This window comes from Cupriavidus sp. 207A1 (assembly GCF_057798955.1).
The window spans coordinates 1-24,688 of sequence record NZ_JBYOJO010000018.1 but is presented as its reverse complement, the minus strand read 5'-3'; the positions used below and the strand labels follow the sequence as shown (position 1 = coordinate 24,688).

General features: G+C 67.5%; 22 protein-coding genes. 8 read left to right on the top strand and 14 right to left on the bottom strand.

Annotation, left to right across the window (positions count from 1 at the left end; all coding sequences use genetic code 11):
• The first annotated feature begins 195 nt into the window (after positions 1 to 195).
• From AC3FMM_RS26605 to AC3FMM_RS26585, 5 genes are all read left to right on the top strand, one after another.
• On the top strand, positions 196 to 1,329 hold the full coding sequence (locus AC3FMM_RS26605) for an NAD(P)/FAD-dependent oxidoreductase (protein WP_488687707.1): 1,134 nt from the start codon (positions 196 to 198) through the stop codon (positions 1,327 to 1,329).
• Between the two features lie 9 nt (positions 1,330 to 1,338).
• The gene (gene creB / locus AC3FMM_RS26600; protein ID WP_277343476.1) at positions 1,339 to 2,034 is read left to right on the top strand and encodes a two-component system response regulator CreB; all 696 of its coding nucleotides are present in this window, start codon (positions 1,339 to 1,341) and stop codon (positions 2,032 to 2,034) included.
• 9 nt (positions 2,035 to 2,043) lie between these two features.
• On the top strand, positions 2,044 to 3,474 hold the full coding sequence (creC, locus tag AC3FMM_RS26595) for a two-component system sensor histidine kinase CreC (protein WP_488687706.1): 1,431 nt from the start codon (positions 2,044 to 2,046) through the stop codon (positions 3,472 to 3,474).
• Between the two features lie 131 nt (positions 3,475 to 3,605).
• Positions 3,606 to 4,583, top strand: coding sequence for an NAD(P)H-dependent flavin oxidoreductase (locus AC3FMM_RS26590; RefSeq protein WP_115707942.1), 978 nt, complete (start codon positions 3,606 to 3,608; stop codon positions 4,581 to 4,583).
• Between the two features lie 85 nt (positions 4,584 to 4,668).
• Positions 4,669 to 5,070 carry a YbaN family protein gene (locus AC3FMM_RS26585; protein WP_115707940.1) on the top strand — a complete coding sequence of 134 codons (402 nt, stop codon included), beginning with the start codon at positions 4,669 to 4,671 and terminating at the stop codon, positions 5,068 to 5,070.
• A gap of 77 nt (positions 5,071 to 5,147) precedes the next feature.
• On the opposite strand, the gene AC3FMM_RS26580 is transcribed toward AC3FMM_RS26585, so the two are convergent.
• The 7 genes from AC3FMM_RS26580 to AC3FMM_RS26550 all read right to left on the bottom strand — a co-directional run bounded on the left by AC3FMM_RS26580 (position 5,148) and on the right by AC3FMM_RS26550 (position 14,084).
• Positions 5,148 to 6,398 (bottom strand): phenylacetate--CoA ligase family protein, encoded by a 1,251-nt coding sequence (locus AC3FMM_RS26580; protein WP_488687705.1) that lies wholly within the window; start codon positions 6,396 to 6,398, stop codon positions 5,148 to 5,150.
• A gap of 172 nt (positions 6,399 to 6,570) precedes the next feature.
• On the bottom strand, positions 6,571 to 7,386 hold the full coding sequence (locus AC3FMM_RS26575; protein ID WP_018003769.1) for an ABC transporter ATP-binding protein: 816 nt from the start codon (positions 7,384 to 7,386) through the stop codon (positions 6,571 to 6,573).
• Positions 7,387 to 7,577: 191 nt separating this feature from the next.
• Positions 7,578 to 8,915 (bottom strand): ABC transporter substrate-binding protein, encoded by a 1,338-nt coding sequence (locus AC3FMM_RS26570; RefSeq protein ID WP_115707936.1) that lies wholly within the window; start codon positions 8,913 to 8,915, stop codon positions 7,578 to 7,580.
• Between the two features lie 93 nt (positions 8,916 to 9,008).
• Positions 9,009 to 10,085: a branched-chain amino acid ABC transporter permease gene (locus AC3FMM_RS26565; protein WP_115707934.1), complete on the bottom strand. Its 1,077-nt coding sequence runs from the start codon at positions 10,083 to 10,085 to the stop codon at positions 9,009 to 9,011.
• A gap of 120 nt (positions 10,086 to 10,205) precedes the next feature.
• Positions 10,206 to 11,120, bottom strand: a complete 915-nt coding sequence (locus AC3FMM_RS26560) for a branched-chain amino acid ABC transporter permease (protein WP_062796483.1) — start codon at positions 11,118 to 11,120, stop codon at positions 10,206 to 10,208.
• A gap of 11 nt (positions 11,121 to 11,131) precedes the next feature.
• The gene (locus AC3FMM_RS26555) at positions 11,132 to 12,094 is read right to left on the bottom strand and encodes an ABC transporter ATP-binding protein (RefSeq protein WP_115707933.1); all 963 of its coding nucleotides are present in this window, start codon (positions 12,092 to 12,094) and stop codon (positions 11,132 to 11,134) included.
• A 31-nt stretch (positions 12,095 to 12,125) separates the two neighbouring features.
• Entirely contained in the window at positions 12,126 to 14,084 is a 1,959-nt protein-coding gene (locus AC3FMM_RS26550; RefSeq protein ID WP_488687704.1) for an AMP-dependent synthetase/ligase, read from the bottom strand.
• Between the two features lie 280 nt (positions 14,085 to 14,364).
• Between AC3FMM_RS26550 and AC3FMM_RS26545 the strand changes: the two genes are divergently transcribed.
• Complete coding sequence (locus tag AC3FMM_RS26545; protein WP_012351564.1) at positions 14,365 to 15,033, top strand: Crp/Fnr family transcriptional regulator; 669 nt, start codon at positions 14,365 to 14,367, stop codon at positions 15,031 to 15,033.
• 13 nt (positions 15,034 to 15,046) lie between these two features.
• On the top strand, positions 15,047 to 15,469 hold the full coding sequence (locus AC3FMM_RS26540) for a DUF3293 domain-containing protein (protein WP_116312078.1): 423 nt from the start codon (positions 15,047 to 15,049) through the stop codon (positions 15,467 to 15,469).
• A gap of 40 nt (positions 15,470 to 15,509) precedes the next feature.
• Here AC3FMM_RS26540 and AC3FMM_RS26535 read toward each other — a convergent pair whose 3' ends face one another.
• The 6 genes from AC3FMM_RS26535 to AC3FMM_RS26510 form a co-directional block, all read right to left on the bottom strand.
• A complete protein-coding gene (locus AC3FMM_RS26535) occupies positions 15,510 to 15,860 on the bottom strand; it encodes a hypothetical protein (RefSeq protein WP_116312077.1) in 351 nt (116 codons plus the stop codon).
• A 127-nt stretch (positions 15,861 to 15,987) separates the two neighbouring features.
• A complete protein-coding gene (locus AC3FMM_RS26530) occupies positions 15,988 to 16,113 on the bottom strand; it encodes a hypothetical protein (RefSeq protein ID WP_488687703.1) in 126 nt (41 codons plus the stop codon).
• A 224-nt stretch (positions 16,114 to 16,337) separates the two neighbouring features.
• The gene (locus AC3FMM_RS26525) at positions 16,338 to 17,192 is read right to left on the bottom strand and encodes a 3-hydroxybutyryl-CoA dehydrogenase (RefSeq protein WP_115707920.1); all 855 of its coding nucleotides are present in this window, start codon (positions 17,190 to 17,192) and stop codon (positions 16,338 to 16,340) included.
• 44 nt (positions 17,193 to 17,236) lie between these two features.
• Positions 17,237 to 17,674, bottom strand: a complete 438-nt coding sequence (locus tag AC3FMM_RS26520) for an HIT family protein (RefSeq protein ID WP_115679221.1) — start codon at positions 17,672 to 17,674, stop codon at positions 17,237 to 17,239.
• Between the two features lie 158 nt (positions 17,675 to 17,832).
• On the bottom strand, positions 17,833 to 21,132 hold the full coding sequence (gene icmF, locus AC3FMM_RS26515) for a fused isobutyryl-CoA mutase/GTPase IcmF (protein WP_488687702.1): 3,300 nt from the start codon (positions 21,130 to 21,132) through the stop codon (positions 17,833 to 17,835).
• Positions 21,133 to 21,397: 265 nt separating this feature from the next.
• Positions 21,398 to 21,745, bottom strand: a complete 348-nt coding sequence (locus tag AC3FMM_RS26510; protein WP_115679219.1) for a DUF2917 domain-containing protein — start codon at positions 21,743 to 21,745, stop codon at positions 21,398 to 21,400.
• A gap of 201 nt (positions 21,746 to 21,946) precedes the next feature.
• On the opposite strand from AC3FMM_RS26510, the gene AC3FMM_RS26505 reads away from it, so the two are divergent.
• On the top strand, positions 21,947 to 23,356 hold the full coding sequence (locus tag AC3FMM_RS26505) for an aminotransferase-like domain-containing protein (protein WP_116312076.1): 1,410 nt from the start codon (positions 21,947 to 21,949) through the stop codon (positions 23,354 to 23,356).
• Between the two features lie 3 nt (positions 23,357 to 23,359).
• On the opposite strand, the gene bcaP is transcribed toward AC3FMM_RS26505, so the two are convergent.
• On the bottom strand, positions 23,360 to 24,688 hold a 1,329-nt coding region (gene bcaP, locus AC3FMM_RS26500; protein ID WP_488687701.1), incomplete at its 5' end, for a branched-chain amino acid transporter BcaP.

Below are 24,688 nucleotides of genomic sequence, written 5' to 3'. Positions count from 1 at the left end.
TTCGTGTGCGGCTGCGGCATTGGCAGGTGCCCGCCGTGTGTATCAGTCTTCGTGGTAATTGATGGCCCCGCGCATGCGGGGCGTTTTTTTGCGCGAATGGATCGGATCTGGCGCCGCCGCGCCGCTTCACACCCGCCACACATTGCCCTCACCCCGGCTGGCCAGACTGGAGCCCTTCGCTCTCCGGACAACGCCATGCCCTCCTTCGACTACGACCTCGTCATCGCCGGCGCCAGCTTTGCCGGTGCCGCCTGCGCCCTGGCCGCCGCGCGCGCCGGCCTGCGCGTGCTGGTGCTGGAACGCAAGACCGATCCGGGCGACAAGCTCCACACCACCGGCATCCTGGTCAAGGAAGCCATCGAACAGACCTGGCTGGGCCAGGCGCCGGCCGACTGCGTGCATCGCGTCGAGCAGGTGCGGCTGTACTCGCCGCGGCTGCGCAGCCTCGACCTGCGCGCGCCTGGCTACTACTTCCACACCACCGACACGCCGCGCCTGATGCGCTGGCTGGCAGCGGAGCTGGTGCGCCACCGGGTCGAGCTGCGGCTGGGCCAGGCCTTCATCGGCGCGGTGCCGCGCCACGGCGGCTGGCATGTCACGGGTGCGGGGCATACGCGTTATCTGGTCGGCGCCGATGGCGCGCAGTCGCGCGTGGCGCAATGCGCCGGGCTGGGGCGCGTGCACAGCTTTCTGTACGGCGTGGAATATGAATTCCCCGGACTGGCCTTGCCCGAGCCGAACGCGCTGCACTGTTTCATCACGCGCCGCTTCGCGCCCGGCTATATCGGCTGGATCGCGCAGAACCCCACTGGCGTGCAGGCCGGGCTGGCGCTGCGCTACCTGCCGCGGCGCGGCCGCGCGCCGGACCTGGACGGGCTGCTGGCGCACGTGCGCGAACGCGCCGGCCTGCCGCAGCTGACGCGGCCGGCGGCGACGCGCGCCGGGCTGATCCCGTGCGGTGGGCCGGTGTGGCCGCTGGCTCGCGACGGCGCGATCCTGACCGGCGATGCCGCGGGCATCGTGTCGCCACTCACCGCGGGCGGCATCCACCATGCCTTTGCCCACGGCGAAGCGGTCGGCGACGCAGTGGCCGCGCACCTGCTGCGCGGCGGCCCGGCGCCGGAAGCCGTGGCCAGCGCCAGCGCGCCGCGCTTTCGCGCCAAGCGCGCGCTGCGCTGGATATTCGAGCGCTTCCAGTGCGACTGGCCATTCGACCTGATGCTGTATTCGCCGCCGCTGCGCCGGGCCGCCGAGCAGATCTATTTCCACCAGCGCGGCGCGGAAGCGGCACCTCCCGCGGCGCCGGCGCGCGCGGCGGCCCGCGGCTGAGCGGCTAGAATGCCGGGCATGGAACAACCGCGCATCCTGGTGGTGGAAGACGAGCAGGCCATCGCCGACACCATCCTCTATGCCCTGCGCACCGACGGCATGCTGGCCGAGCACTGCACGCTGGGCGGCGACGCGCTGGCTTGCCTGCGCGCCGCGCGGGCCGACCTGGTGATCCTGGACGTGGGGCTGCCGGACCTGAGCGGCTTCGAGGTCTGCCGCACGCTGCGCACCTTCAGCGACGCGCCGGTGATCTTCCTGACCGCCCGCCATGAAGAGATCGACCGCATCGTCGGGCTGGAGATCGGCGCCGACGACTACGTGGTCAAGCCGTTCTCGCCGCGCGAGCTGGCCGCGCGCGTGCGCGCCATCCTGCGCCGGGCCCGCGCCGCCGCGCCGCCGGCAACGCCTGGCGCGGCGGCCGGCTTCACGCACGACCCGGACGGCGCCCGCCTGGCCTACCACGGCCACTGGCTGGCGCTGACGCGCTACGAGTACCTGCTGCTGGCCTGGCTGGTGGCGCATCCGGGCCGCATCTACTCGCGCGCGCAGCTGATGGACGGGGTCTGGGCCGGCGCGCTCGACACCAGCGACCGCACCGTCGACACCCATGTCAAGACCCTGCGCGCCAAGCTGCGGGAGGCGTCCCCCGACGGCGCCGAGCGCATCCGCACCCATCGCGGCATGGGCTATTCGCTGGAGCCCTGAGCGCGCGCCATGCATATCGGCCTGCGCATCTTCTTCGGCTTTTTCCTGATCGTGGGCCTGGCCACGGTGCTGACGCTGCGCGTGTTCGTGCAGGAGGTCAAGCCCGGGGTGCGCCAGGCCATGGAAGACACGCTGATCGATACCGCGCACGTGCTGGCCGCGCTGGCCGCCGACGACCTCAAGGCCGGCCGCATCGCCGATGGCGCTTTCGCCCGGCATATGGCGGCGCTGCGCGAGGTGCCGGTCAATGCCGAGGTCTCGGGGCTGCACAAGGACAGCATTGGCTACCGCGTCTACGTGACCGATGCCGGCGGCATCGTGCGCTTCGATTCCACCGGCACCGACGTGGGCCGCGATTATTCGCGCTGGAACGACGTCTACCTGACGCTGCGCGGCAAGTACGGCGCGCGCAGCACGCGCGCCGACCCCGCCGACGAGGCCAGCACCGTGATGCACGTGGCGGCGCCGGTGCGCGATGGCGAGCGCATCATCGGCGTGCTGACCGTGGCCAAGCCCAATGCGGCGATGGCACCGTTTATCGCGCGCAGCCAGCGCAAGATCCTGCTCTACGGCGGCCTGCTGATCGGCACCGCCTGCGTGATCGGGCTGGCCTGCACACTGTGGCTGGTGCATGGCCTGAGCCGCCTGCGCGGCTACGCGCGCGCGGTGGCGGCCGGCGAGCGCGCCGAGATGCCGCTGCGCGGCGCGGGCGAGCTGGCCGAACTGGGGCGCGCGGTGCAGGGCATGCGCGAGCGGCTGGAAGACAAGCAGTATGTCGAGCACTACATCCACACCCTGACCCACGAGATGAAGAGCCCGCTGGCGGCCATCGGCGGCGCGGCGGAACTGCTGCAGGAAGAGATGCCGGCGGCCGACCGCCAGCGCTTCGTCGCCAATATCCGCACCCAGTCCGGACGGCTGGAAACCATGATCCGCAAGCTGCTGGCGCTGGCCGAGGTGGAACAACGGCAACGGCTGGAAACCCGCGAGCCAGTGCGATTGGGCGAGCTGCTGGCCCAGCTGTGCGCAGAACTGGAACCGCGCGCGCGGCAGCGCGGCGTGGTGCTGCGGCTGGAGCCGGCGCCAAACCCCGATGTGGTGGCGGGCGACCCGTTCCTGCTGCGCCAGGCCATCGCCAACCTGCTCGACAACGCCATCGACTTCGCGCCCCGGGACAGCGCCATCGCGGTAGCGCTGGAACGGCGCGGCGCGCAGCTGGCGATCACCGTGGCCGACCACGGCCCCGGCGTTCCGGACTATGCCCTGCCGCGCGTGTTCGAGCGCTTCTACTCGCTGCCGCGCCCGCAAGGGGCCGACAAGGGCACTGGCCTGGGCCTGTGCTTTGCGCGCGAGGTGGCGGCGCTGCATCACGGCAGCGTGATGCTGGCCAACCGGGCGGGCGGCGGGGCGCTGGCCGAGCTGACCCTGCCCGTGTACTGATCCGCCCGCCATGGCGCGCAGGATCGGCATAGACTTGGGCTTCTAGCGACGCAGCCCATAAACTCCCTATAATCGAACGACCGTTCATTTAGGGCACGACCAGCGTGCCCGCCAGTGGTTCAGGAGACACCATGCCCGCCGCCAAGCAACTGCCCCAGGTCTTGCAGAACCTGGCCCTGCCCGTGATTGCCTCGCCCATGTTCATCGTCAGCTATCCCGAGTTGGTGCTGGCGCAGTGCAAGGCCGGCATCGTCGGTTCGTTCCCCGCGCTCAATGCGCGTCCGGCGGAGCTGCTCGACGAGTGGCTGACGCAGATCGAGCAGGAACTGGCCGCGTTCAAGGCCGCCAACCCCGGCGCGCCGGTCGGTCCGGTGGCGGTCAACCAGATCGTCCACAGCTCCAACGCGCGCCTGGAGCATGACATCAAGGTCTGCGTCGAGCACAAGGTGCCGATCTTCATTACCTCGCTGCGCGCGCCGCCCAAGGAGCTGATCGACGCGGTGCACAGCTACGGCGGCATCGTGCTGCACGACGTGATCAGCCTGCGCCATGCCGAGAAGGCGATCGAATCCGGTGTCGACGGCCTGATCCTGGTCGCGGCGGGCGCCGGCGGCCATGCCGGCATGCTGTCGCCGTTCGCGCTGGTGGGCGAGGTGCGCAAGCTCTTCGACGGCCCGATCGCGCTGTCGGGCTCGATCGCCACCGGCGAGGCGGTGCTGGCGGCGCAGGCCATGGGCGCGGACTTCGCCTACGTGGGCACGCGCTTCATCGCCTCGCAGGAGGCGCACGCGGCCGAGACGTACAAGCAGTCGATCACCAGCTCGGCCGCCGCCGATATCGTCTACACCAACCTGTTCACCGGCGTGCACGGCAACTACATTCGCGAAAGCATCAGCAACGCGGGCCTGGATCCGGACAACCTGCCGGTGGCGGACAAGAGCAAGATGGACTTTTCCAGCGGCAGCTCCAAGGCCAAGGCGTGGAAGGATATCTGGGGCGCCGGCCAGGGCGTGGGCCAGATCCACGACATCCCCAGCGCCGGCGAGATCGTCGCGCGCATGAAGGCGGAGTACGATGCGGCCAAGGCGCGACTCGGGATTTCGCGCTGACCGATCCAGCACCGGGGCCGCTTAGCGGCCCTTTGTTCGACCATTGCCCCGTTCCGGCCCTGACCTTTCGCCCGATCCTGAAGCCGTGCTGAGCCACCGCCAGCGCGTGCTGCGCGCCGTCTGGGTGGCGCTGGGCGGACTCTGCCTGCTGCTGGGCGTGATCGGGATCTTCCTGCCGGTGCTGCCGACCACGCCATTCGTGCTGCTGGCGGCGGCGTGCTTCGCGCGCGGCTCGACGCGCTTCCATGAATGGCTGATGGGACATCCGCGCTTCGGGCCGCTGGTCAGCGACTGGCAGCGGCATCGGAGCATCCCGTTCAAGGCGAAGTGCCTGGCGCTGTCGATGATGTGGCTGTCGATGGGGACCACGGCGTGGCTGCTGCGCGGGCGGCCGCTGGTGTCGGCGGCGTTGCTGGCTTGTGCGGTGGGGGTCAGCGTGTGGATGATCCGCTTGCCGACGCGGCCTGAGGATGGGGGGAAGACTTGAGTCTTTCTGGCCTTTCGACGCCCGTCACTTCGTTGACGTTCCGGCCCGCACCCCCACTCCTCGCCCGGCAAGCTCCTTCACTCGTACTTGCGTGCATCCTCGATCAGCCGCCCGTCCTGCGGCAACGACCCCGCCGCCACGAACGCCACCTCGCCTCTTAGCCGCATCACATCGCGCAGCGACTCCGCCACCGCGCGCTGCAGGTCGGCGTCTTCACGCGTGGCCTCGCAGCGCAGCGTCATCACGTCGGCGCCCGGATCGCCGGTCACCACCAGCCGCGCGGCGCGGATTTCCGGGTGGCGGCGCAAGACGTCGGCCACCTGGCCCGGATGCACGAACATGCCCTTGACCTTGGTCGCCTGGTCCGCGCGCCCCAGCCAGCCCTTGAGCCGGATATTGGTGCGCCCGCACGGGCTCGGCCGCCGCGAGGACTCCGCCACCACCGCCGACAGGTCGCCGGTGCCAAAGCGGATCAGCGGATAGTCGCCGTTGCCCAGCACCGTCACCACCACCTCGCCGGTCTCGCCTTCGGGCATGGGGCGCGAGCCGCCGGGCTCGACGATCTCGACCAGCACGCCCTCGTCCACCACCCAGCCGTCGCCGCCTTCGGTTTCATACGCGATCAGCCCGACATCGGCGGTGCCGTACATCTGCTGCACGCGCACCCCGCGATCCCGGAACCAGTTGCGCAGCGACGGCGGCAGGGCCTCGCCCGAGACCAGCGCCTTGGCCAGGCTGGTGCAGGGCGTGCCGAGTTCATCGCCGCGCTCCAGCAGCAGCTTGAGGAACGACGGCGTGCCGGCATAGGCGGCCGGCTGCAGGCTCGCCAGCGCCTGCACCTGCGAATCGGTCTGGCCGACGCCGGCCGGGAACACGCAGCAGCCCAGCCGGTGGGCGCCGCTTTCCATCATCATGCCGGCCGGGGTGAAGTGGTAGGAGAAGGTGTTGTAGACCAGGTCGCCGGCGCGAAAGCCGGCGGCGTGCATGGCGCGGGCGGTGCGCCACCAGTCGGCGTCGTGGCCGTCGGGCTCGTGGATCGGGCCGGGCGACTGGAACACGTGGCGCAGCTTGCCCAGCGGCGTCGCGTTGAGCCCGCCCAGCGGCGGCAGCGCGCGCTGGCGTGCGCTCAGGTCGGACTTGCGCGTCACCGGCAGTTGGGCCAGTGCCGCGCGCGAGGTCAGCAGGCGCGGATCGACGCCATCCAGCAGTTCGGCAAAGTATGGCGCTTGGTCGCGCGCATGGGCCACCTGGCGTGCCAGGGCGGCAAGGAGCGCCTGCTCGCGGACTTCCGGCGCGCGGGTTTCGAGCGGATCGAAGTGTTCTGGCATGGTCAATGCTGCCGGGGGTGGCAAAGGTTTGCGTTAATGGTCGAGCGTTTCGAGAAGGGCGCAGAGACCGCCGCGAGCGGGCCGTAGCGAGTCCGGGAAGCGCAGCCGTACACCGGTACGGCGAGCATCGCAGGGCTCGATACGGCCCGCGCAGCCGGTCTATGCGTCCTTCTCAGGCCAGCCAGCGCTTGCGGCGGCGGTAACTTTTGACGTCGCGGAACGACTTGCGGCCGGGGCCGTCGGCGTCGTTGGCGGCCACGCCCAGGTAGAACTCCTTGACGTCCTCGTTGGTGCGCAGCGACTCGGCGTCGCCATCCATCACCACGCGGCCGTTCTCCAGGATGTAGCCGTAGTCGGCGTAGCGCAGCGCCACCATGGTGTTCTGCTCGGCCAGCAGGAAGCTGACGTTCTCGCGCGAATTCAGGCCGCGCACGATCTCGAAGATCTCCTCGACGATCTGCGGCGCCAGCCCCATCGAGGGCTCGTCCAGCAAGATCATCGCAGGCTTGGCCATCATGGCCCGGCCGATCGCGCACATCTGCTGCTCGCCGCCGGAGGTGTAGCCGGCCTGCGACTTGCGGCGCGTCTTCAGGCGCGGGAAGTATTCGTAGATCTTCTCCAGCTCGTCGCGCGTCTGGCCGCGCGACAGGCCGCGCGTGTAGGCGCCGGTAAGCAGGTTTTCCTCGATGGTCAGGTGCGCGAAGCAGTGGCGCCCTTCCATCACCTGGATCACCCCGCGGCGCACCAGGTCGTTGGGCGTGAGCTGGTCGACGCGGTCGCCGCGGTATTCGATCGAGCCCTTGGTGACATCGCCGCGCTCGGCCTGCAGCAGGTTGGAGATGGCCTTGAGCGTGGTGGTCTTGCCCGCGCCGTTGGCGCCGAGCAGCGCCACGATCTTGCCTTCCGGCACTTCGAGCGAAACGCCCTTGAGCACCAGGATCACGTGATCGTAGATGACTTCGATATTGTTGACGGACAGGAGGCTCATGGTGCGGCTCGTGTTGGTGTTGCGGTTTCCAGCTTGCCTATTGGGTACTCCCTCTCCCTCTGGGAGAGGGTTGGGGGGCGGGCGGGCGCTGCCACGAAGTGAACGCACTCGCTATTGCCAGCGCCGGCCCTCACCCCCGCCCCTCTCCCGCAAGCGGGAGAGGGGAGAACCCAGTCGGGATTCGGGCGGCCTCAAGACTTCGAGCACCCCGGCGTAATCCCCTTCTCCTTCGCGTACTGCGCCGCGGTGGCCTTGAACAGCGGGTGGATCAGGCCCTTGTTGCCCTCGATCCAGTCCGACACCACCACCCACTTGCTGCCGTCCCACTGCTGGATCTTCACCTTGCCCGAGCCCTCGTGGTTCTCGCAGCTGGTCTTGATTTCAGGCAGCAGGCCGGTGGCACCCAGCTGCTGCAGCCGGGCATTGGTCAGGTTCAGGTTCTCGAAGGCCCAGCGCATCTGCTCGCCGCTCATGGGCTTGCCCTTGCCGAACTTGGCCTGCGCCACGCGCACCGCTTCCACCGTCACCACCGCCGCCGACACGCCGCGGTTGTACAGCACCGAACCGACCTTGTTCTTGTCCTGCATGTTGCCCTTGCCGGCACCGTAGACCACCTTCTCGATATCGGCGATCAGCGGCACGCTCTTGCCCGCCACGTTCCAGGTCGCGCTCATGTAGCCCTTGGAGGCATCGCCGGCCGGCACCGTGTCTTCCTCGGAGCCCGCCCACCAGGAGCCGATCATCTTCTCGCGCGAGAAGCCCACCTTCTGCGCCGCCTTCAGCGCGGTCTGGTTCATCACGCCCCAGCCCCAGAAGATCACGTAGTCGGGATTTTCCTGGCGGATCTTCAGCCACTGCGCGCCCTGCTCGTTGCCCGGGTGCGCCACCGGGATCTCGACCAGGTTGAACTTGCCCAGCCGCGCCTCGGCCTGCAGCGCCACGATCGGCTCCTTGCCATAGGCCGAGTCGTGGTACAGGTAGACGATCTTCTTGCCGGCGAGCGAGCCGCCGCTCTTGCCGGCCAGGTACTTGACGATGGCCGAGACCTGCATCTGGTATGTGGTCACCAGCGGGAACGCGTACGGGAACACCGAGCCGTCGACCGCGTCGGTGCGGCCGTAGCCCATCATCACCAGCGGCACCTTGTCGGCGGCGGTCTTGTCGACCAGCGCGTAGGAGATGCCGGTCGACATGGCGTGGTAGGCGGTGCCCTTGGTGGTGGCGTTCTTGGACTTCAGGCGCTCATAGCACTCGACGCCCTTGGCGTTGTTGTATTCGGTCTCGCACTCTTCCCAGCTCAGCTTGACGCCGTTGACGCCGCCATCCTTCAGGTTGACGTAGTTGAGGTAGTCGATGAAGCCGCCATACCAGGACTGCCCGTTGGCGCCATAGGGTCCCACGCGATAGCTCGGCAGCGCGATGAACTGCTCGTTGCTTTGCGCCAGTGCCGGCGCCGCCGGCGCCAGCAGTGCAGCCGCGGCGCTGACCACCAGGGCGGCGCGTTGCACGTTGCGGATCAGGTTGGTCATGACAGTCTCCTTCGCCCTCGGTGGGGCGTTTCGTTATGCGTAGGCTTCAGTACTTCACTCAGGACCTGCGTTCAGACAATAGACCCCGCTCCGTCAGTGCGGGAACGGCCACAGCCTCAGCTTCTCCTTGGCGATCTGCCACAGCCGGGCCAGCCCGTGCGGCTCCACGATCAGGAAGAAGATGATCAGCCCGCCGAACACCATCAGCTGGATGTGCGACACAGTGGCATTGGTAAAGGGCAGGTGCAGCAGCGACGCCAGCGGCGGCAGCACGTTGTCCAGGAAGATCGGCAGCAGCAGGATGAAGGCGGCGCCCAGGAACGAGCCCATGATGCTGCCCACGCCGCCGATGATGATCATGAACAGCACGCGGAACGACAGGTCCAGCGAGAAGCCGTCCGGCTCCACCGAGCCCAGGTAGCAGAACGCATACAGCGCGCCGGCCACGCCGCAGTAGAACGAGCTGACCGCGAACGCCAGCAGCTTGGTGCGCATCAGCGGGATGCCGATCACCTCGGCCGCCACGTCCATGTCGCGCACCGACATCCAGGCGCGGCCGGTGGCCGAGCGCACCATGTTCTTGGCCGCCAGCGCCAGCACCGTGACGATGGCCAGCACGAACAGGTACTTCTTCACCGGCGTATCGATGGCGTAGCCGAACAGGTCCAGCCGCTGCGCCGTGATCACGCCCGACGAGCTGTTGTTGGAGAACCAGGGAAACTTGGTCAGCGCCCACACCACGAAGAACTGCGCCGCCAGCGTCGCCACCGCCAGGTAGAAGCCCTTGATGCGCAGCGACGGCAGCCCGAACGCCACCCCCACCAGCGCCGCCGACAGCCCGGCCAGCAGGAACGACAGCAGCACCGGGATGCCTTCGATGCGCAACTGGAAGTTATAGGCCGCGTAGGCACCCACCGCCATGAAGGCCGCGGTGCCGAGCGACAGCTGGCCGGCATAGCCGGTCAGGATATTCAGCCCCAGCGCCGCCAGCGAAAAAATCAGGAACGGGATCAGGATGGCCGAGAACCAGTATTCCGAACCGATGAACGGGATCGCCACGAAGGCGATCGCCATCAGCACCGCAAAGCCGATGCGGTCCTGGCGGATCGGGAAGATCTGGCTGTCGGCGACGTAGCTGGTCTTGAACTGGCCGGCTTCACGATAAAACATGGGGAATCTCCTAACGTCTTCGCCCCTTCAGGCGACATCGAAGTGCTTTTGGCTTCGGCCGTCGCTTCGCGACTTAACTTTGCTGCGCAAAGTTAGCCTTCGCCGAAAACACATTGCTCGCTATACGCGATCAATGTGTTTTTCGCCGAAGAGGCCCTCGGGCCGCACCAGCAGGAAGAGCAAGGCAAACACGTACGGGAACCACCCTTCGATGCCGCCGAAATTGCCCCCGAACATCGACTGGAACACCGGCGGGATATAGATCTCGGCCAGCTTTTCCGAGGCGCCGATGATCAGCCCGCCGACAATGGCGCCGGGCACCGAGGTAAAGCCGCCCAGGATCAGCACCGGCAGCGCCTTCAGCGCGGTCAGCGTCAGCGCGAACTGCACGCCATTGCGCGAGCCCCACAGCATGCCCGCCACCAGCGCGACGAAGCCGGCCACGCCCCAGACGATGGCCCAGATGTTCTGCAGCGGGATGCCCAGCGACAGCGCGGCCTGGTGGTCATCTGCCACCGCGCGCAGCGCGCGCCCCACCTTGGTGTACTGGAAGAACAGCGCCAGCGATCCCACCAGCACGCCGGCAATGGCGGCCGCCGCGAGGTCGAACTTGGAGATGACGATGTTGAACGTGGTCAGGATCGACTCGATCGGCTCGTCGACGATGCCCAGGTTGATCGGACGCACCTCGTTGCCGAACAGCAGCGGCCCCAGCCCTTCCAGGAAGAACGACAGCCCGATGGTCGCCATGAACAGCGTGATCGGCGGCTGGTTGACCAGCTTGCGCAGCACGAAGCGCTCGGTGCTCATGCCCACCAGGATCATCACCACGAAGGCGCCGATCACCGCCGCCCACATCGGCATGCCCTTGTCCATCAGCCCCACCACCGCCAGCGCGGCAAAGTAGACCATCGCGCCCTGGGCAAAGTTGAACACGCCCGAGGCCTTGTAGATCAGCACGAAGCCCAGCGCCACCAGCGAGTACATCAGTCCCGACAGCAGGCCGCCAAGCAGGATTTCAAAGAAGAACGTCATGGTTCAGACCCTCAGTGCGAAGTGCCCAGGTATGCCTTGATCACGTCAGGGTTGCCCTTGACCTCTTCCGGCGTGCCGTCGCCGATCTTCTTGCCGTAGTCCAGCACCACCACGCGGTCCGAGATATCCATCACCACGCCCATGTCATGCTCGATCAGCACGATGGTGGTACCGAACTGCCGGTTCACATCGAGGATGAAGCGGCACATGTCCTGCTTCTCTTCCACGTTCATGCCGGCCATGGGTTCGTCGAGCAGCAGCATCGACGGCTCGGCCGCCAGCGCGCGCGCCAGCTCCACGCGCTTCTGCAGGCCGTACGGCAGGCGCCCCACCGGGGTCTTGCGGATCGACTGGATTTCCAGGAAGTCGATCACCTCCTCCACCTTCTGCCGGTGCCGCATTTCCTCGTTGCGCGCCGGGCCCCACCACAGCGCATGCGCGAACCACGAGGTGCGGAACTGCGTGTTGCGCCCGGTCATGATGTTGTCCAGCACCGTCATGCCCTTGAACAGCGCGATGTTCTGGAACGTGCGCGCAATGCCCTGGCGCGCCGCGGCGGTCGGGTGCATCTGCTTGCGCTCCTCGCCGCGGAACACGATGCGTCCCTGCTGCGGGTGGTAGACGCCGTTGATCACGTTCAGCATCGAACTCTTGCCGGCGCCGTTGGGGCCGATGATGGCGCGCACCTCGTGCTCGCATACGTCGAACGAGATATCGGTCAGCGCCTTGACCCCGCCGAACGACAGCGAGATGTGCTGCAGGTCCAGGATCACCTCGCCGCCGGTGCGCGCCTGCGCGCCGGTGCGCTGCGCGTGGCGCGTACCGGGATGCACGCCGCTGTCTTCCGCCAGCCCCGCCGGGGGCAACGGTCCTGCCGGCGCCATCGCACCGCCACCGCCGGCACCGCTCGCATCGGTGCGTGCCGCCGCGCTCCATTCGCGCTTGCCGGCGCCTTGCCAGGCCACTTGCGTCATATTGCTGCCTCCACCTGTGCTGTTATGGCGCTTATGCCGCGCGCGCCGCTACCGGCAGCCGCCTGGCATCCACCAGCTTCAGCGTGGCCGACACGCTGCCCTCGCGCCCGTCTTCAAACTTGACGCGCGTCTCGATGAACTGCTCCGACTTGCCCGCATAGAGCGCGTCGACCAGCACGCCGTACTTCTCCGCGATAAAGCCGCGCCGTACCTTGCGCGTGCGGGTCAGCTCGTCGTCGTCCGGGTCCAGCTCCTTGTGCAGCACCAGGAAGCGCGCCACCTGCGACCCCGCCAGCATCGGGTCGTTGGCAAGGTCCGCGTTCACCTGGTTCACGCATTCGGCGATCATCTCCAGCACCTCGGGCTGCGCGGCCAGGTCGACGTAGCCGGCATACGGCAGGTGGCGGCGCTCGGCCCAGTTTCCCACCGCCTCGAAGTCGATGTTGATGAAGGCGCAGACCTGGTCGCGGCCGTTGCCGAAGGCCACCGCCTCCTTGATGTACGGAAAGAACTTGAGCTTGTTCTCGATGTACTTGGGCGCGAACATCGAACCATCGGCCAGCTTGCCCACGTCCTTGGCGCGGTCGATGATCTTCAGGTGGCCGTCGGCGTCGATCACGCCGGCGTCGCCGGTCATGAAGTAGCCCTCGTCGTTGATGGCCTCGCGCGTGGCATCGTCGCGCTTGTAGTAGGACTTGAGCAGGCCCACGCCGCGCACCAGCACCTCGCCGTTGTCGGCGATGCGGATTTCCATGCCCGGCGCCGCCGGGCCGACTGAATCGAACTTGACCTTGCCGTCAGGCTGCAGGCACACATAGGCGCAGGTCTCGGTCTGGCCGTAGAACTGCTTCAGGTTCACGCCGATCGAGCGGTAGAAGCGGAACAGGTCCGGGCCGATCGCCTCGCCCGCGGTATAGCCCACGCGGATGCGGCTCATGCCCAGCACATTGCGCAGCGGGCCGTAGACCAGCGCCTCGCCCAGGGCATAGCGCGCGCGGTCCGCAAGCGATACCGGCTGTCCGTCGAGGATATCGGTGCCGCAGCGCTTGGCCACGTCCATGGCCCAGTGGAACAGCTTGCGCTTGATCCAGCCGGCGTCCTCCATGCGGATCATCACCTGCGTCAGCAGGCCTTCGTAAATCCGCGGCGGCGCGAAGTAATAGGTGGGGCCGATCTCGCGCAGGTCGGTCATCACCGTCTCGCGCGATTCCGGGCAGTTCACCGTAAAGCCCGCCACCATCGCCTGCGCATACGAGAACAGGTTGTCGCCGACCCACGCCATCGGCAGGTAGGACAGCACGTCGTCGTCGGCGCTGAGCTTGTCGAAGGCGCAGCCGTTGCGCGCCGAGCCGATCAGGCCCTGGTGCGAATGGCACACGCCCTTGGGCTTGCCGGTGGTGCCGGACGTATAGAGGATGATCGCGGTATCGTCGGGCTGCCCGGCGGCGATGACCTCGTCATAGAAGCCCGGGTGGGCCTGGTCGAACTCGCGCCCCAGTTCCTGCAGGCGCTCGTACGACATCAGCGACGGGTGATCGTAGTCGAGCAGGCCGCGCGGATCTTCAAAGATGACGTGGCGCACGGCGCGGCCGGATTCGGCCAGCAGCGCTTCGACTTCGAGCAGCTTGTCGACCTGCTCCTGGTCCTCGACGATGGCGAATTCGATTTCGGCATCGTTGAGCACGTAGACCATCTCGTTGGCGATGGCGTCCTGGTACAGCGGCACCGGCACGCCGCCCAGCGCCTGCGCCGCGGTCATGGCCCAGTACAGGCGCGGACGGTTGTCGCCCACCACCGCCAGGTTCATGCCGCGCTTGAAACCGAGCGCGGCCAGACCACATGCCAGCGCCCTCACCTGCTGTGCCGCCTGGGCCCAGCTGTATGTCTGCCAGATGCCGAGATCCTTCTCGCGATACGCCGGATGCTCCGGCCGCTGCTGGGCGTGCGCCAGCAGCCATCGCGGGAAGGTCGTCGCCGACGATTCCTGCATCGCTGTCTCCTGTCCCTCCGGCGTGGGGGTCCACGCCCGGTGTCAAGCGCCGGTCCGGTCGTTATACTTGGCTTGCTTTGCCCGGCGGCATCTGCCGCGTCGCATCAAGCCCGTCTGTGCCTTGTCTTGAGGGGCCGGGAGAAGCGTCTTCTGCCTTCCCGGCGTGCCCCTGGTGGCACCCGCGGCTCCGTTGTGATCGTACGATAGCCCATGCCAACACCCCCAGTTGTCACGCCGGTGACAATTCCGGGTTAATCCCTACCGGAGCTTCCGCGAGGCCATGCTGAACGATTTTGTCGACCGCTGCGTGTGGGCAGCAGACCTGAGTCCGGAGCAGCGCGAGCGCGTGCGCCGCGCCATGTTCGTGCACGAGTACAGCCAGGGCGACTATGTCTGCCACAAGGGCGACAAGGCCGAGCACTGGCTGGGCGTGCTCGAAGGGATCGTCAAGATCACCACGGTGTCGCCGTCGGGCAAGTCGGTCACCTTCACCGGCGTGCCTACCGGCGGCTGGTTCGGCGAAGGCGCGGTGCTGAAGTCGGAGATCCGCAAGTACGACGTGATGGCGCTGCGCCGCTCGACCATCGCCTTCCTGCCGCGCGACACTTTTCAGTGGCTGCTGGATACCAGCCTGCCGTTCACGCGCTTCCTGCTGACGCAGTTCAACGAGCGCCTGGGGCAGTTCATCGCGGCGGTGGAATATGAACGGCTGCTCGACATCGATTCGCGCGTGGCGCGCGCGGTGTCGTCGCTGTTCAACGAGCACCTGTATCCGGGCATCGGCAAGACGCTGGAGATCTCGCAGGAAGAAATCGGCCTGCTCGCCGGCATCTCGCGCCAGCGCGCCAACCAGGCGCTCAAGGTGCTGGAACAGCAGGGCCTGGTGCGGGTGGACTACGGCGTGATCGAGGTGCTGGACCTCGACGGACTGCGGCAGTACGGGGAGTAAGGTGGGGAATAAGGTGGCCAGCGCCATCGACGCCGAGACCCTGCGGGCGTATCGCGAAACGCACTACCGGGTGCTGGGCGACACGCCGATGACGTTGCGCATCGACCAGCCCAGCGCCGCGCTGGCCGCGCTGCACCGCGCGCTGGGCGTGGACTGCAGCGCCTTCATTACCGCTGCCAACCCCTTCAGCCAGCGCTGCGACGATACCGCCAACGCGTGCCGGCAACAGGCGCTGGCGCAGGATCTTAGCGCGCTTGGGCGGCGCGCGATCGAAGCCGCTGGCGAGCATCCCGACAACGGCTGGCCCGCCGAACCAAGCTTCCTGGTGCCCGGGCTGGCGCTGGCCGAAGCGCGGGCCCTGGGCCAGGCCTACCAGCAGAACGCCGTGGTCTGGAGCGGCGCCGACGCGGTGCCGCGACTGGTGCTGCTGCGCTAGCCGGGCCGACCCGGCCTGTCAGCGCCGCGGTCAGGGTCGATCAGTGCCCGTGGCCGCGATGGCCGTGATGACCGTGATGACCACGGTGTCCATGGCCATGGTGGCGGTAGTGGTGATGCCGGTGATGATGGTGCCGGTAATGGTGATGCCGGCCGCGCCACTCATGCCGCCCATACCAGCGCCGGCCGTCCCAGTAACGGTCGCCATGCCAGCCGTGATAGCGCGGCGCGTACACCACGGGAGGCGGCGGCGCCACATAGACCGGCGCCGGCGCGGCATAGACCGGAGTGCCGATATGCACCCCCACGTCCACATGCGCCATCGCCGAACGCGCCGCGAGCAGGGACATGATGCCAGCAAGCAGCGCTGCGAAAAGAACCGGATGAGCCATGATGCGGTGTTGTCGTAAACGGAATGGGTGCACTCTACCGCGCATTCCTGTTACCAGATGCGGCGGATTGTTTCGGTATATAACGCGGTGTAAGCGGGATTACGGCAAACCGGGGTAAAGGCGATGGTCACCGTTTCTTGACCACGGTCGCGTCGAGCTGCTGCTCGATTCGTTCCAGCGCCGCGACATCCTCGGCGCGTCGGCGGGTCAGACGCAACCCTTCAGCATTCCTTAATTGTTGCTGCCTTTCCAAGCATGCTTCTGCGGCAAATATGGACATTGGAGATCGGGACATTCGAAACGGCTTCGGCATTTTCAGCTGCGACAGCCAGAGAGTCCCCCCGCAGCCGGATTCGAACGTGCCGATGCAACGTTGAAGGTCATCACAAACGAAAAAGGCCGGCGCTGACCCTAAGCCCAGCCGCCGGCCTCGCTCAGACCAGACCAGCCCATTGCACGGGCCGGTCCCGGTCCGATTTACTTGCTATACACGTACACCCCACGCCCCGTCTTGCGCCCCAGATACCCCGCGGCCACCATCTCGCGCATCAGCATCGCCGGACGGTACTTCGGATCGGCAAACTCGGTGTACAGCACCTCCATCACCGCCAGCATGGTGTCCAGGCCGATCATGTCGGCCAGCGCCAGCGGACCGATCGGGTGGTTGCAGCCCAGCTTCATGCCTTCGTCGATTTCTTCCGGCGAGGCCAGGCCTTCGCCCAGCACGCAGAAGGCCTCGTTGATCATCGGGCACAGGATGCGGTTGACGACGAAGCCCGGGCTGTTCCTGACCGTGATCGGGTACTTGCCCAGTTGCTTGGACAGGGCCTCGACGGCGGCGTGGGTGGCGTCGCTGGTCTGCAGGCCGCGGATCAGTTCGACCAGCGCCATCACCGGCACCGGGTTGAAGAAGTGCATGCCGATGAAGCGGTCGGCGCGCGCGGTCACGGCGGCGAGCTTGGTGATCGAGATCGACGAGGTGTTCGACGCGATGATGACGTTGTCGCCGACGATGCCGTCGATCTGCTTGAGGATCTTGACCTTCAGGTCGTAGTTCTCGGTCGCGGCCTCGATCACGATGTCGGCGGCCTTGAGGTCGTCATAGGCGGTGCTGCCCTTGATCAGCGCCAGCGCGGCGGCCTTCTGCGCCTCGGTCAGCTTTTCCTTCTTGATCAGCCGGTCCAGGCTGCCCGACACCGTGGCCACGCCCTTCTGCACGGCGGCGTCGCTGATGTCGACCATCACCACGTTCAGTCCCACGACCGCGCAGGCCTGCGCGATGCCATTGCCCATGGTGCCGGCACCGACGATGCCTACAGTCTTGATTGCCATCTTGTCTTCCTCTGCTTGCTTGGTTGAATGCTTGGATGCGTGGTTCAGGACGCCTGCTCGCGCAGCGCGGCGATGATGCGTTCGGCATGCCCCTGGAGCACTTCCGGCTCCTGCATGTCGCGCGCGTGGCCGCGCAGCGACTGGTCGTTGTAGCGCGGCACGATATGGAAATGGATGTGCGGCACGGTCTGGCCCGCCGCGGCGCCGTTGAACTGGCCGATCGAGATGCCGTCCGGGCTGAAGGCCGCGCGCACCGCGCGCGCCACGCGCTGGGTGGCGACGATGGCGGCCTGGGCGCCGCGCTCGGACAGGTCGAACAGGTTGACCGCGGCTTCCTTGGGCACCACCAGCGTATGGCCGTCGGCCTGCGGCATGATGTCCATGAAGGCGATGGTGTCGTCGTCCTCGTACACCTTGATGCACGGCATTTCGCCGCGCAGGATCTTGGCAAAGATATTGTTCGGGCTGTACTGGGTGTCCATGGTCTTGTGTTGCGGTGGTCTCGGGATGGGTTGCCGCCAGGCGCCGGATGGTCGGGCTTGCCTGCGATGACGGTGCGGCGCAGCATCCGAGTGTAACGCAGGGCGGCCCTCCATCGCGGCCGCCCTGCGCGATTACCGGTCAGCGCGTGGACCGGGGTCTACATATTGCGCCGATACTGTCCGCCGACCTCGAACAGCGCATGCGTGATCTGTCCCAGCGAGCAGACCCGCACCGCATCCATCAGCACCGCGAACACGTTCTGGTTGTCGATCACGGCCTGGCGCAGCCGCTGCAGCATCGCCGGGGCCTCGCCGGCGTGCGCCTGCTGGAACGCCTGCAGGCGCTCGAGCTGGCTTTGCTTCTCGGCTTCGCTGGAACGCGCCAGCTCCAGCTTCTGCGGCACCGGGTCGCCGTCCGGATTGCGGAAGGTGTTCACGCCGATCAGCGGCAGCGTGCCGTCGTGCTTGAGCTGCTCGTAGTAGAGCGATTCCTCCTGGATCTTGCCGCGCTGGTAGCCGGTCTCCATCGCGCCGAGCACGCCGCCGCGCTCGGCGATGCGCTCGAACTCCTGCAGCACCGCCTCTTCGACCAGGTCGGTCAGCTCCTCGATCAGGAAGCTGCCCTGGTTGGGGTTCTCGCACCTGGCCACGCCCCACTCGCGATTGATGATCAGCTGGATCGCCAGCGCGCGGCGCACCGATTCGCCGGTGGGTGTGGTGATGGCCTCGTCGTAGGCGTTGGTGTGCAGCGAATTGCAGTTGTCGTAGATCGCGATCAGCGCCTGCAGCGTGGTGCGGATATCGTTGAAGTCGATCTCCTGCGCATGCAGCGAGCGGCCCGAGGTTTGGATGTGGTACTTCAGCTTCTGGCTGCGCTCGTTGGCGCCATACTTGTCGCGCATGGTCACGGCCCAGATGCGGCGCGCGACGCGGCCCAGCACGCTGTACTCCGGGTCCATGCCGTTGGAGAAGAAGAACGACAGGTTGGGCGCGAAATCATCGATATGCATGCCGCGCGCCAGGTAGGCCTCCACATAGGTGAAGCCGTTGGACAGCGTGAAGGCCAGCTGCGAGATCGGGTTCGCCCCCGCCTCGGCAATGTGGTAGCCCGAGATCGACACCGAATAGAAGTTGCGCACCTGGTGGTGCACGAAGTACTCCTGGATATCGCCCATCACCTTGAGCGAGAACTCGGTGGAGAAGATGCAGGTGTTCTGGCCCTGGTCTTCCTTGAGGATGTCGGCCTGCACCGTGCCGCGCACGTTCTGCAGCACCCAGGCGCGGACCTTGGCCTCTTCGTCGGCGGTGGGGTCGCGGCCGTTGTCGGCGCGGAACTTGTCGAGCTGCTGGTCGATGGCGGTGTTCATGAACATCGCCAGGATGGTCGGCGCGGGGCCGTTGATGGTCATCGACACCGAGGTGCTCGGGCTGGTCAGGTCGAAGCCGTCGTACAGCACCTTCATGTCGTCGAGCGTGGCGATCGACACGCCCGAGTTGCCGACCTTGCCGTAGATATCGGGGCGCACATGCGGGTCTTCGCCATACAGCGTGACCGAGTCGAACGCGGTCGACAGGCGCTTGGCATCCATGCCCTGGGACACCAGCTTGAAGCGCCGGTTGGTGCGGAAGGCATCGCCCTCGCCGGCGAACATGCGCGTCGGGTCTTCGTTCTCGCGCTTGAAGGCGAACACGCCGGCGGTGTACGGGAAGCTGCCGGGCACGTTTTCGCGCATCAGCCACTTCAGCACCTCGCCGTCGTCATCGAAGCGCGGCAGCACCACCTTGCGCACCTTGGTGCCCGACAGCGTGGTGGTGACCAGCCCGGTGCGGATTTCCTTGTCGCGGATCTTCACCACGTATTCGTCGCCGCTGTAGGCTTCGCGCATCTGCGGCCACATCGCCAGCAGCTTGCGTTCGACCTGGCCCAGCGCGCTGTCGCGCTCCGCGGCCAGCGCAGCCAGCGCGTCCAGCGCGGCGCCGTCGCCCTGCGCGGCCTGCAGCATGCGGCTGGATTCGCGCAGCTGCTGGCGCTCGCGCGCGATGCGGCTCTGCTCGGCGACGCGGCGATGGTAGGCGCGCACGGTGTCGGCCAGCTCGGCCAGGTAGCGGCTGCGCGCGGGCGGCACGATCACGTTCTGGCCGGTGGAGATGCGTCCCGCGAGGACCGGCAGCGTGCCCGCCTTCACCTTCAGTCCGTGTCCGGCCAGCGCCTCGCGCAGGCCCTGGTACAGCATGGTGACGCCATCGTCATTGAAGCGCGACGCCTGGGTGCCATACACCGGCATGTCCTCCGGCTTGCCGTGCCATTGCTCGCGGTTGCGCTGCACCTGCTTGGCCACGTCGCGCCAGGCATCCTGCGCGCCCTTGCGGTCGAACTTGTTGATGGCGACGAAGTCGGCGAAGTCCAGCATGTCGATCTTCTCGAGCTGGCTGGCGGCGCCGAACTCGGGCGTCATCACGTACAGCGACAGGTCCACGTGCGGCACGATGGCGGCATCGCCCTGGCCGATGCCGGAGGTCTCGACGATCACCAGGTCGAAGCCCGCCACCTTGCACGCGGCGATCGCGTCGGGCAGCGCCTGCGAGATCTCGGAACCCGCCTCGCGCGTCGCCATCGAGCGCATGAAGATGTTCGGGTGGTTGATCGCGTTCATGCGGATGCGGTCGCCCAGCAGCGCGCCGCCCGACTTGCGCCGCGACGGGTCGATCGAGATCACGGCGATCGACAGCGCGTCCTGCTGGTCCAGCCGGAAGCGGCGGATCAGCTCGTCGGTCAGTGACGACTTGCCGGCGCCGCCGGTGCCGGTGATGCCGAGCACGGGAATCGATGCCCGCTGCGCCTGCGCATGCATCGCCGCCACCAGCGCCGCATCGGCCTTGCCGTTCTCGAGCGCGGTGATCAGTTGCGCCAGCGCGCGGCGGTCGCCGCCGGCGACGGGGTCGAGCGACGTCGGCGCGTAGCGGCTCAGGTCCAGGTCGCAGCGCTGCACCATATCGGCAATCATGCCGGCCAGGCCCATGCGCTGGCCGTCCTCGGGGCTGTAGATGCGGGCCACGCCGTAGGCCTGCAGCGCGCGGATCTCGTCGGGCACGATCACACCGCCGCCGCCGCCGAACACCTGCACCTGCTCGCCGCCCTTGTCGCGCAGCAGGTCGACCATGTACTTGAAGTATTCGACATGGCCGCCCTGGTAGCTGGAGATGGCAATGCCCTGCGCGTCTTCCTGCAGCGCCGCGGTCACGATCTCTTCGACGGAGCGGTTGTGGCCGAGGTGGACCACCTCGCAGCCATGCGACTGCAGGATGCGGCGCATGATGTTGATCGAGGCGTCGTGGCCGTCGAACAGCGACGCTGCCGTGACGAAGCGCACCTTGTTGGCCGGGCCGGTGCCCGGCTGCACCGGCTTGGGCTGGGGCGCGCCGCGGCGCACATCGTGGACATCGGAAAGGTCGGTCATTGTCTCCACCGTGTCGGGTGTTGGCTGCGACCGCGGCGTCCGCCGGCGCCGCTCTGTGCCGGCTTGGCTGGAAACGCGCGGGCCGCGCCCCGGGGTTGGGGCGGGTCGATTGTATGACGTTGACGTTAACGTAAATCAATGGGGCGGAACCCGGACGGCGGGGTGCCAGCGTTCTTATAGAGTAGGTGTCTGCGGGCCGCGGACAAACAAAAGGCCACCTTGTCGGTGGCCTCTGCGCCGCATCCTGGTTTGACTGCCAGCCAACTCACCGGCACAGCGCCCCGATCCGCGGGCACTCGCCAAATGCATCGGTGCTGTGCTCGTCGACCCGATGCCGCAGCGCCCGCAGCCACGCCGCCATCCGCTGCATCGACCACGGTGCCGGCGTCTGCGCCAGCGTGAAGCGTGCCCCCGCACCATCGCCGGACAGCCAGACCCGATAGCCCTCCGGCAGCGCCAGTTCCTGGCCCGGTTCCAGCCAGATATCGTTGGGATTGCCTTCCACCGTCACCCACAGCTTGCCCGCCACCGCGCAGACGGTCTGCCCGTAACCGGCGCGCCAGCTCACCGGCAATCCGGGTTGGTCCAGTTCGAAAGTCCGTAGTTCGCGCATGTTGCACTCCTTGTCAGCCCGGCGGTCATCGCGGGGGCCGGAGCATCCTGGATGCGGATGCCGGCGCCTTCGTCCGCCATGCTTCCATTATTCGCATCCCTCACTACAATCCCATGTACAGTTGTGAACAGTTTTCGATGGACTGTTCAGTAGTTTTTCCTGACAGTTGCGCCCTCGCCGGCTTTCCCGGCAGATCCGCCCATGAAACTCATCTTAGATGCTTCCACCGGAATTCCGCTGACCGAGCAGATCGTCGAAGGCGTGAAGGCGTGGATCGGCAACCGCGAGGCGCGCCCCGGCGCGCGGCTGCCGTCGATCCGGCAGCTGGCGGCCGAGAACGGCATCAGCCGCTTCCCGGTGATCGAGGCTTATGACCGGCTGGTGTCGCAGGGGCTGCTCGATTCGCGGCAGGGCTCGGGTTTCTATGTGGCGGACAGTCCGCTGGCGGGACGCTCGGCGCGCGGCTGGTCGGACCCCAGCCTGGCCGAGGACCTGTCCGACCATATCCTGGAGCAGTTCAACCACCCCAGCGGCACGCTCAAGCTGGCGGGCGGCTTCGTCCCCGAGAACTGGCGCGACGTGGAGGGCCTGACCCAGGCGATCCGCGCGATCTCGCGCAACGAGATCGACAGCGTGATCCACTACGCCACGCCGATGGGCCATCCGGAGCTGCGCCGCCAGGTGCTGCTGCGGGTGCGCCAGCTTGGCATTGCGGCGGAATTGCCGCAGGTGCTGATCACCACCGGCGCCAGCCAGGCGCTGGACCTGGTGGTGCGCCACCTGCTCAAGCCGGGCGACACGGTGTTCGTCGAAGACCCGGGCTACTACAACCTGTTCGGCCTGCTGCGGCTGCACGGGGTGCAGCTGGTGGGCGTGCCGCATACGCCCGACGGGCCCGACCCGGACGCCACCGAGGCGCTGCTGCGCCAGCACAAGCCCAAGCTGTTCTTCACCAACAGCGTGCTGCAGAACCCGACCGGCTCGACCCTGGCGCCGCCGGTGGCGTTCCGGCTGCTGGAGCTGGCGCGCCGCCATGGCTTCCGCTTTGTCGAGGACGATATCTTCTCGGACTTCCAGACCCACTTCACCGACCGGCTCGCCACGCTGGACCAGCTCGAGCACGTGATCTACATCGGCGGCTTTTCCAAGACGGTGTCGGCGTCGCTGCGGATCGGCTACCTGGTCGCCGACAAGGCGCTGGTCAAGGACCTGGTCGACGTGAAGGTGCTGACCAGCGTGGCCGGCTCGCACTTTGCCGAGGCGGTGACCGCGGCGCTGCTCGAGCGCGGCGGCTACCGCAAGTACGTGGAGCGGCTGCGGCTGCGCGTGCGCGAGGCCGTCGCCAACGCGGTACGGCAGCTGCACGGCAACGGCTGGGAGGTGTTCTGCCACCCCTCGGGCGGCAACTTCCTGTGGGCGCGCCCGCCGGGCATCGAGGACTCGCGCGAACTGGTGACGCTGGGCGAGGAATACGGCGTGACGCTCGCGCCGGGCAACTACTTCCGCCCGGGCGGCGAGACCTCGGCGTGGATCCGCATCAACGCCGCCTATGCCAACGAGCCGCGCGCGGTGGCGTTCATGCAGGCGGCAGCGCAGCGCGGCGCGCGCTGACGTTCAGCCGCCGTGGTTATGCAGCACGGCATTGCGCCGCGCATAGGCGAAGTAGATCACCAGCCCCAGCGCCAGCCACACCAGGAAGGCGACCCAGGTCAGCGCCTGCAGGTGCGCCATCAGAAACAGGCAGAAGCCGATCGACAGCAGCGGCACCACCGGCACGCCCGGGCAGCGGAACGCGCGCGGCAGCTCGGGCCGGGTCTTGCGCAGCACCAGCACCGCCACCGAGATCAGGGTGAAGGCGGCCAGCGTGCCGATATTGATCAGCTCGGCCAGCACGTTCAGCGGCACGAAGGCGGCAATCGCGGCAAATACCACGCCCACGGTCCAGGTGGCGAAATACGGCGTGGCATGCACCGGGTGCACCGACGACAGCCGCTCGGGCAGCAGCCCATCGCGCGACATGGCAAAGATCACGCGGGTCTGGCCGTAGGTCATCACCAGGATCACCGTGGTCATGCCCAGGATCGCGCCCAGGTCGACAAAGCCCGCCACCCAGTTCTGGCCGGCGAACTGCAGCGCCAGCGAGACCGGGTGGTCCACGCCGGCAAACTTCGCGAACGGCACGATGCCGGTCATGATGGCGGCCACCACCACATACAGCACGGTGCAGACCGCCAGCGAGCCGATGATGCCGATCGGCAGGTCGCGGCGCGGGTTGCGCACTTCTTCCGCGGCCGAGGTCACGGCATCGAAGCCGATAAAGGCGAAGAACACCAGCGCCGCCGCATTGAAGATGCCGGCAAAGCCGAACGGCGCGAACGGCTGCCAGTTGGCCGGCTGCACGTGCCACACGCCCACCGCGATAAACAGCAGCACCACGCCGATCTTCACCGCCACCATCAGGTTGTTGACGCGCGCGGACTCGCGCACGCCGTACGACACCACCCAGGTGATGGCCAGCATGATCAGGCACGCCGGCAGGTTCAGCACGGTGTGCACGCCCGGCACCGAGCCCGGCGCCGCGCTCAGCGCCGCCGGCAGCTTCATGCCGAAGCCCGCCATCAGCGACTGGAAATAGCCCGACCAGCCCACCGACACGGCCGAGGTGGCCAGCCCGTATTCCAGCAGCAGGTCCCAGCCGATCATCCACGCGACGATCTCGCCCAGCGTGGCGTAGCTGTAGGTATAGATCGAGCCCGACACCGGGATCGCCGAGGCGAACTCCGCGTAGCACAGCGCGGCAAAGCCGCACGCCAGCGCCGCGATCACGAACGACACCGTCAGCGCTGGCCCCGCGGTCAACGCGCCGGTGCCGGTCAGCACGAAGATGCCGGTGCCGATGATGGCGCCGATGCCCATCAGCACCAGGTCGACCGGACCCAGCAC

Bases quoted from the DNA above. Each gene is read 5' to 3' on its own strand.
- AC3FMM_RS26605 (WP_488687707.1), top strand. From the start codon at position 196: ATGCCCTCCTTCGACTACGACCTCGTCATCGCCGGCGCCAGCTTTGCC.
- creB (WP_277343476.1), top strand. From the start codon at position 1,339: ATGCCGGGCATGGAACAACCGCGCATCCTGGTGGTGGAAGACGAGCAG.
- creC (WP_488687706.1), top strand. From the start codon at position 2,044: ATGCATATCGGCCTGCGCATCTTCTTCGGCTTTTTCCTGATCGTGGGC.
- AC3FMM_RS26590 (WP_115707942.1), top strand. From the start codon at position 3,606: ATGCCCGCCGCCAAGCAACTGCCCCAGGTCTTGCAGAACCTGGCCCTG.
- AC3FMM_RS26580 (WP_488687705.1), bottom strand. From the start codon at position 6,398: ATGCCAGAACACTTCGATCCGCTCGAAACCCGCGCGCCGGAAGTCCGC.
- AC3FMM_RS26575 (WP_018003769.1), bottom strand. From the start codon at position 7,386: ATGAGCCTCCTGTCCGTCAACAATATCGAAGTCATCTACGATCACGTG.
- AC3FMM_RS26570 (WP_115707936.1), bottom strand. From the start codon at position 8,915: ATGACCAACCTGATCCGCAACGTGCAACGCGCCGCCCTGGTGGTCAGC.
- AC3FMM_RS26565 (WP_115707934.1), bottom strand. From the start codon at position 10,085: ATGTTTTATCGTGAAGCCGGCCAGTTCAAGACCAGCTACGTCGCCGAC.
- AC3FMM_RS26560 (WP_062796483.1), bottom strand. From the start codon at position 11,120: ATGACGTTCTTCTTTGAAATCCTGCTTGGCGGCCTGCTGTCGGGACTG.
- AC3FMM_RS26555 (WP_115707933.1), bottom strand. From the start codon at position 12,094: ATGACGCAAGTGGCCTGGCAAGGCGCCGGCAAGCGCGAATGGAGCGCG.
- AC3FMM_RS26550 (WP_488687704.1), bottom strand. From the start codon at position 14,084: ATGCAGGAATCGTCGGCGACGACCTTCCCGCGATGGCTGCTGGCGCAC.
- AC3FMM_RS26545 (WP_012351564.1), top strand. From the start codon at position 14,365: ATGCTGAACGATTTTGTCGACCGCTGCGTGTGGGCAGCAGACCTGAGT.
- AC3FMM_RS26535 (WP_116312077.1), bottom strand. From the start codon at position 15,860: ATGGCTCATCCGGTTCTTTTCGCAGCGCTGCTTGCTGGCATCATGTCC.
- AC3FMM_RS26525 (WP_115707920.1), bottom strand. From the start codon at position 17,192: ATGGCAATCAAGACTGTAGGCATCGTCGGTGCCGGCACCATGGGCAAT.
- AC3FMM_RS26520 (WP_115679221.1), bottom strand. From the start codon at position 17,674: ATGGACACCCAGTACAGCCCGAACAATATCTTTGCCAAGATCCTGCGC.
- icmF (WP_488687702.1), bottom strand. From the start codon at position 21,132: ATGACCGACCTTTCCGATGTCCACGATGTGCGCCGCGGCGCGCCCCAG.
- AC3FMM_RS26510 (WP_115679219.1), bottom strand. From the start codon at position 21,745: ATGCGCGAACTACGGACTTTCGAACTGGACCAACCCGGATTGCCGGTG.
- AC3FMM_RS26505 (WP_116312076.1), top strand. From the start codon at position 21,947: ATGAAACTCATCTTAGATGCTTCCACCGGAATTCCGCTGACCGAGCAG.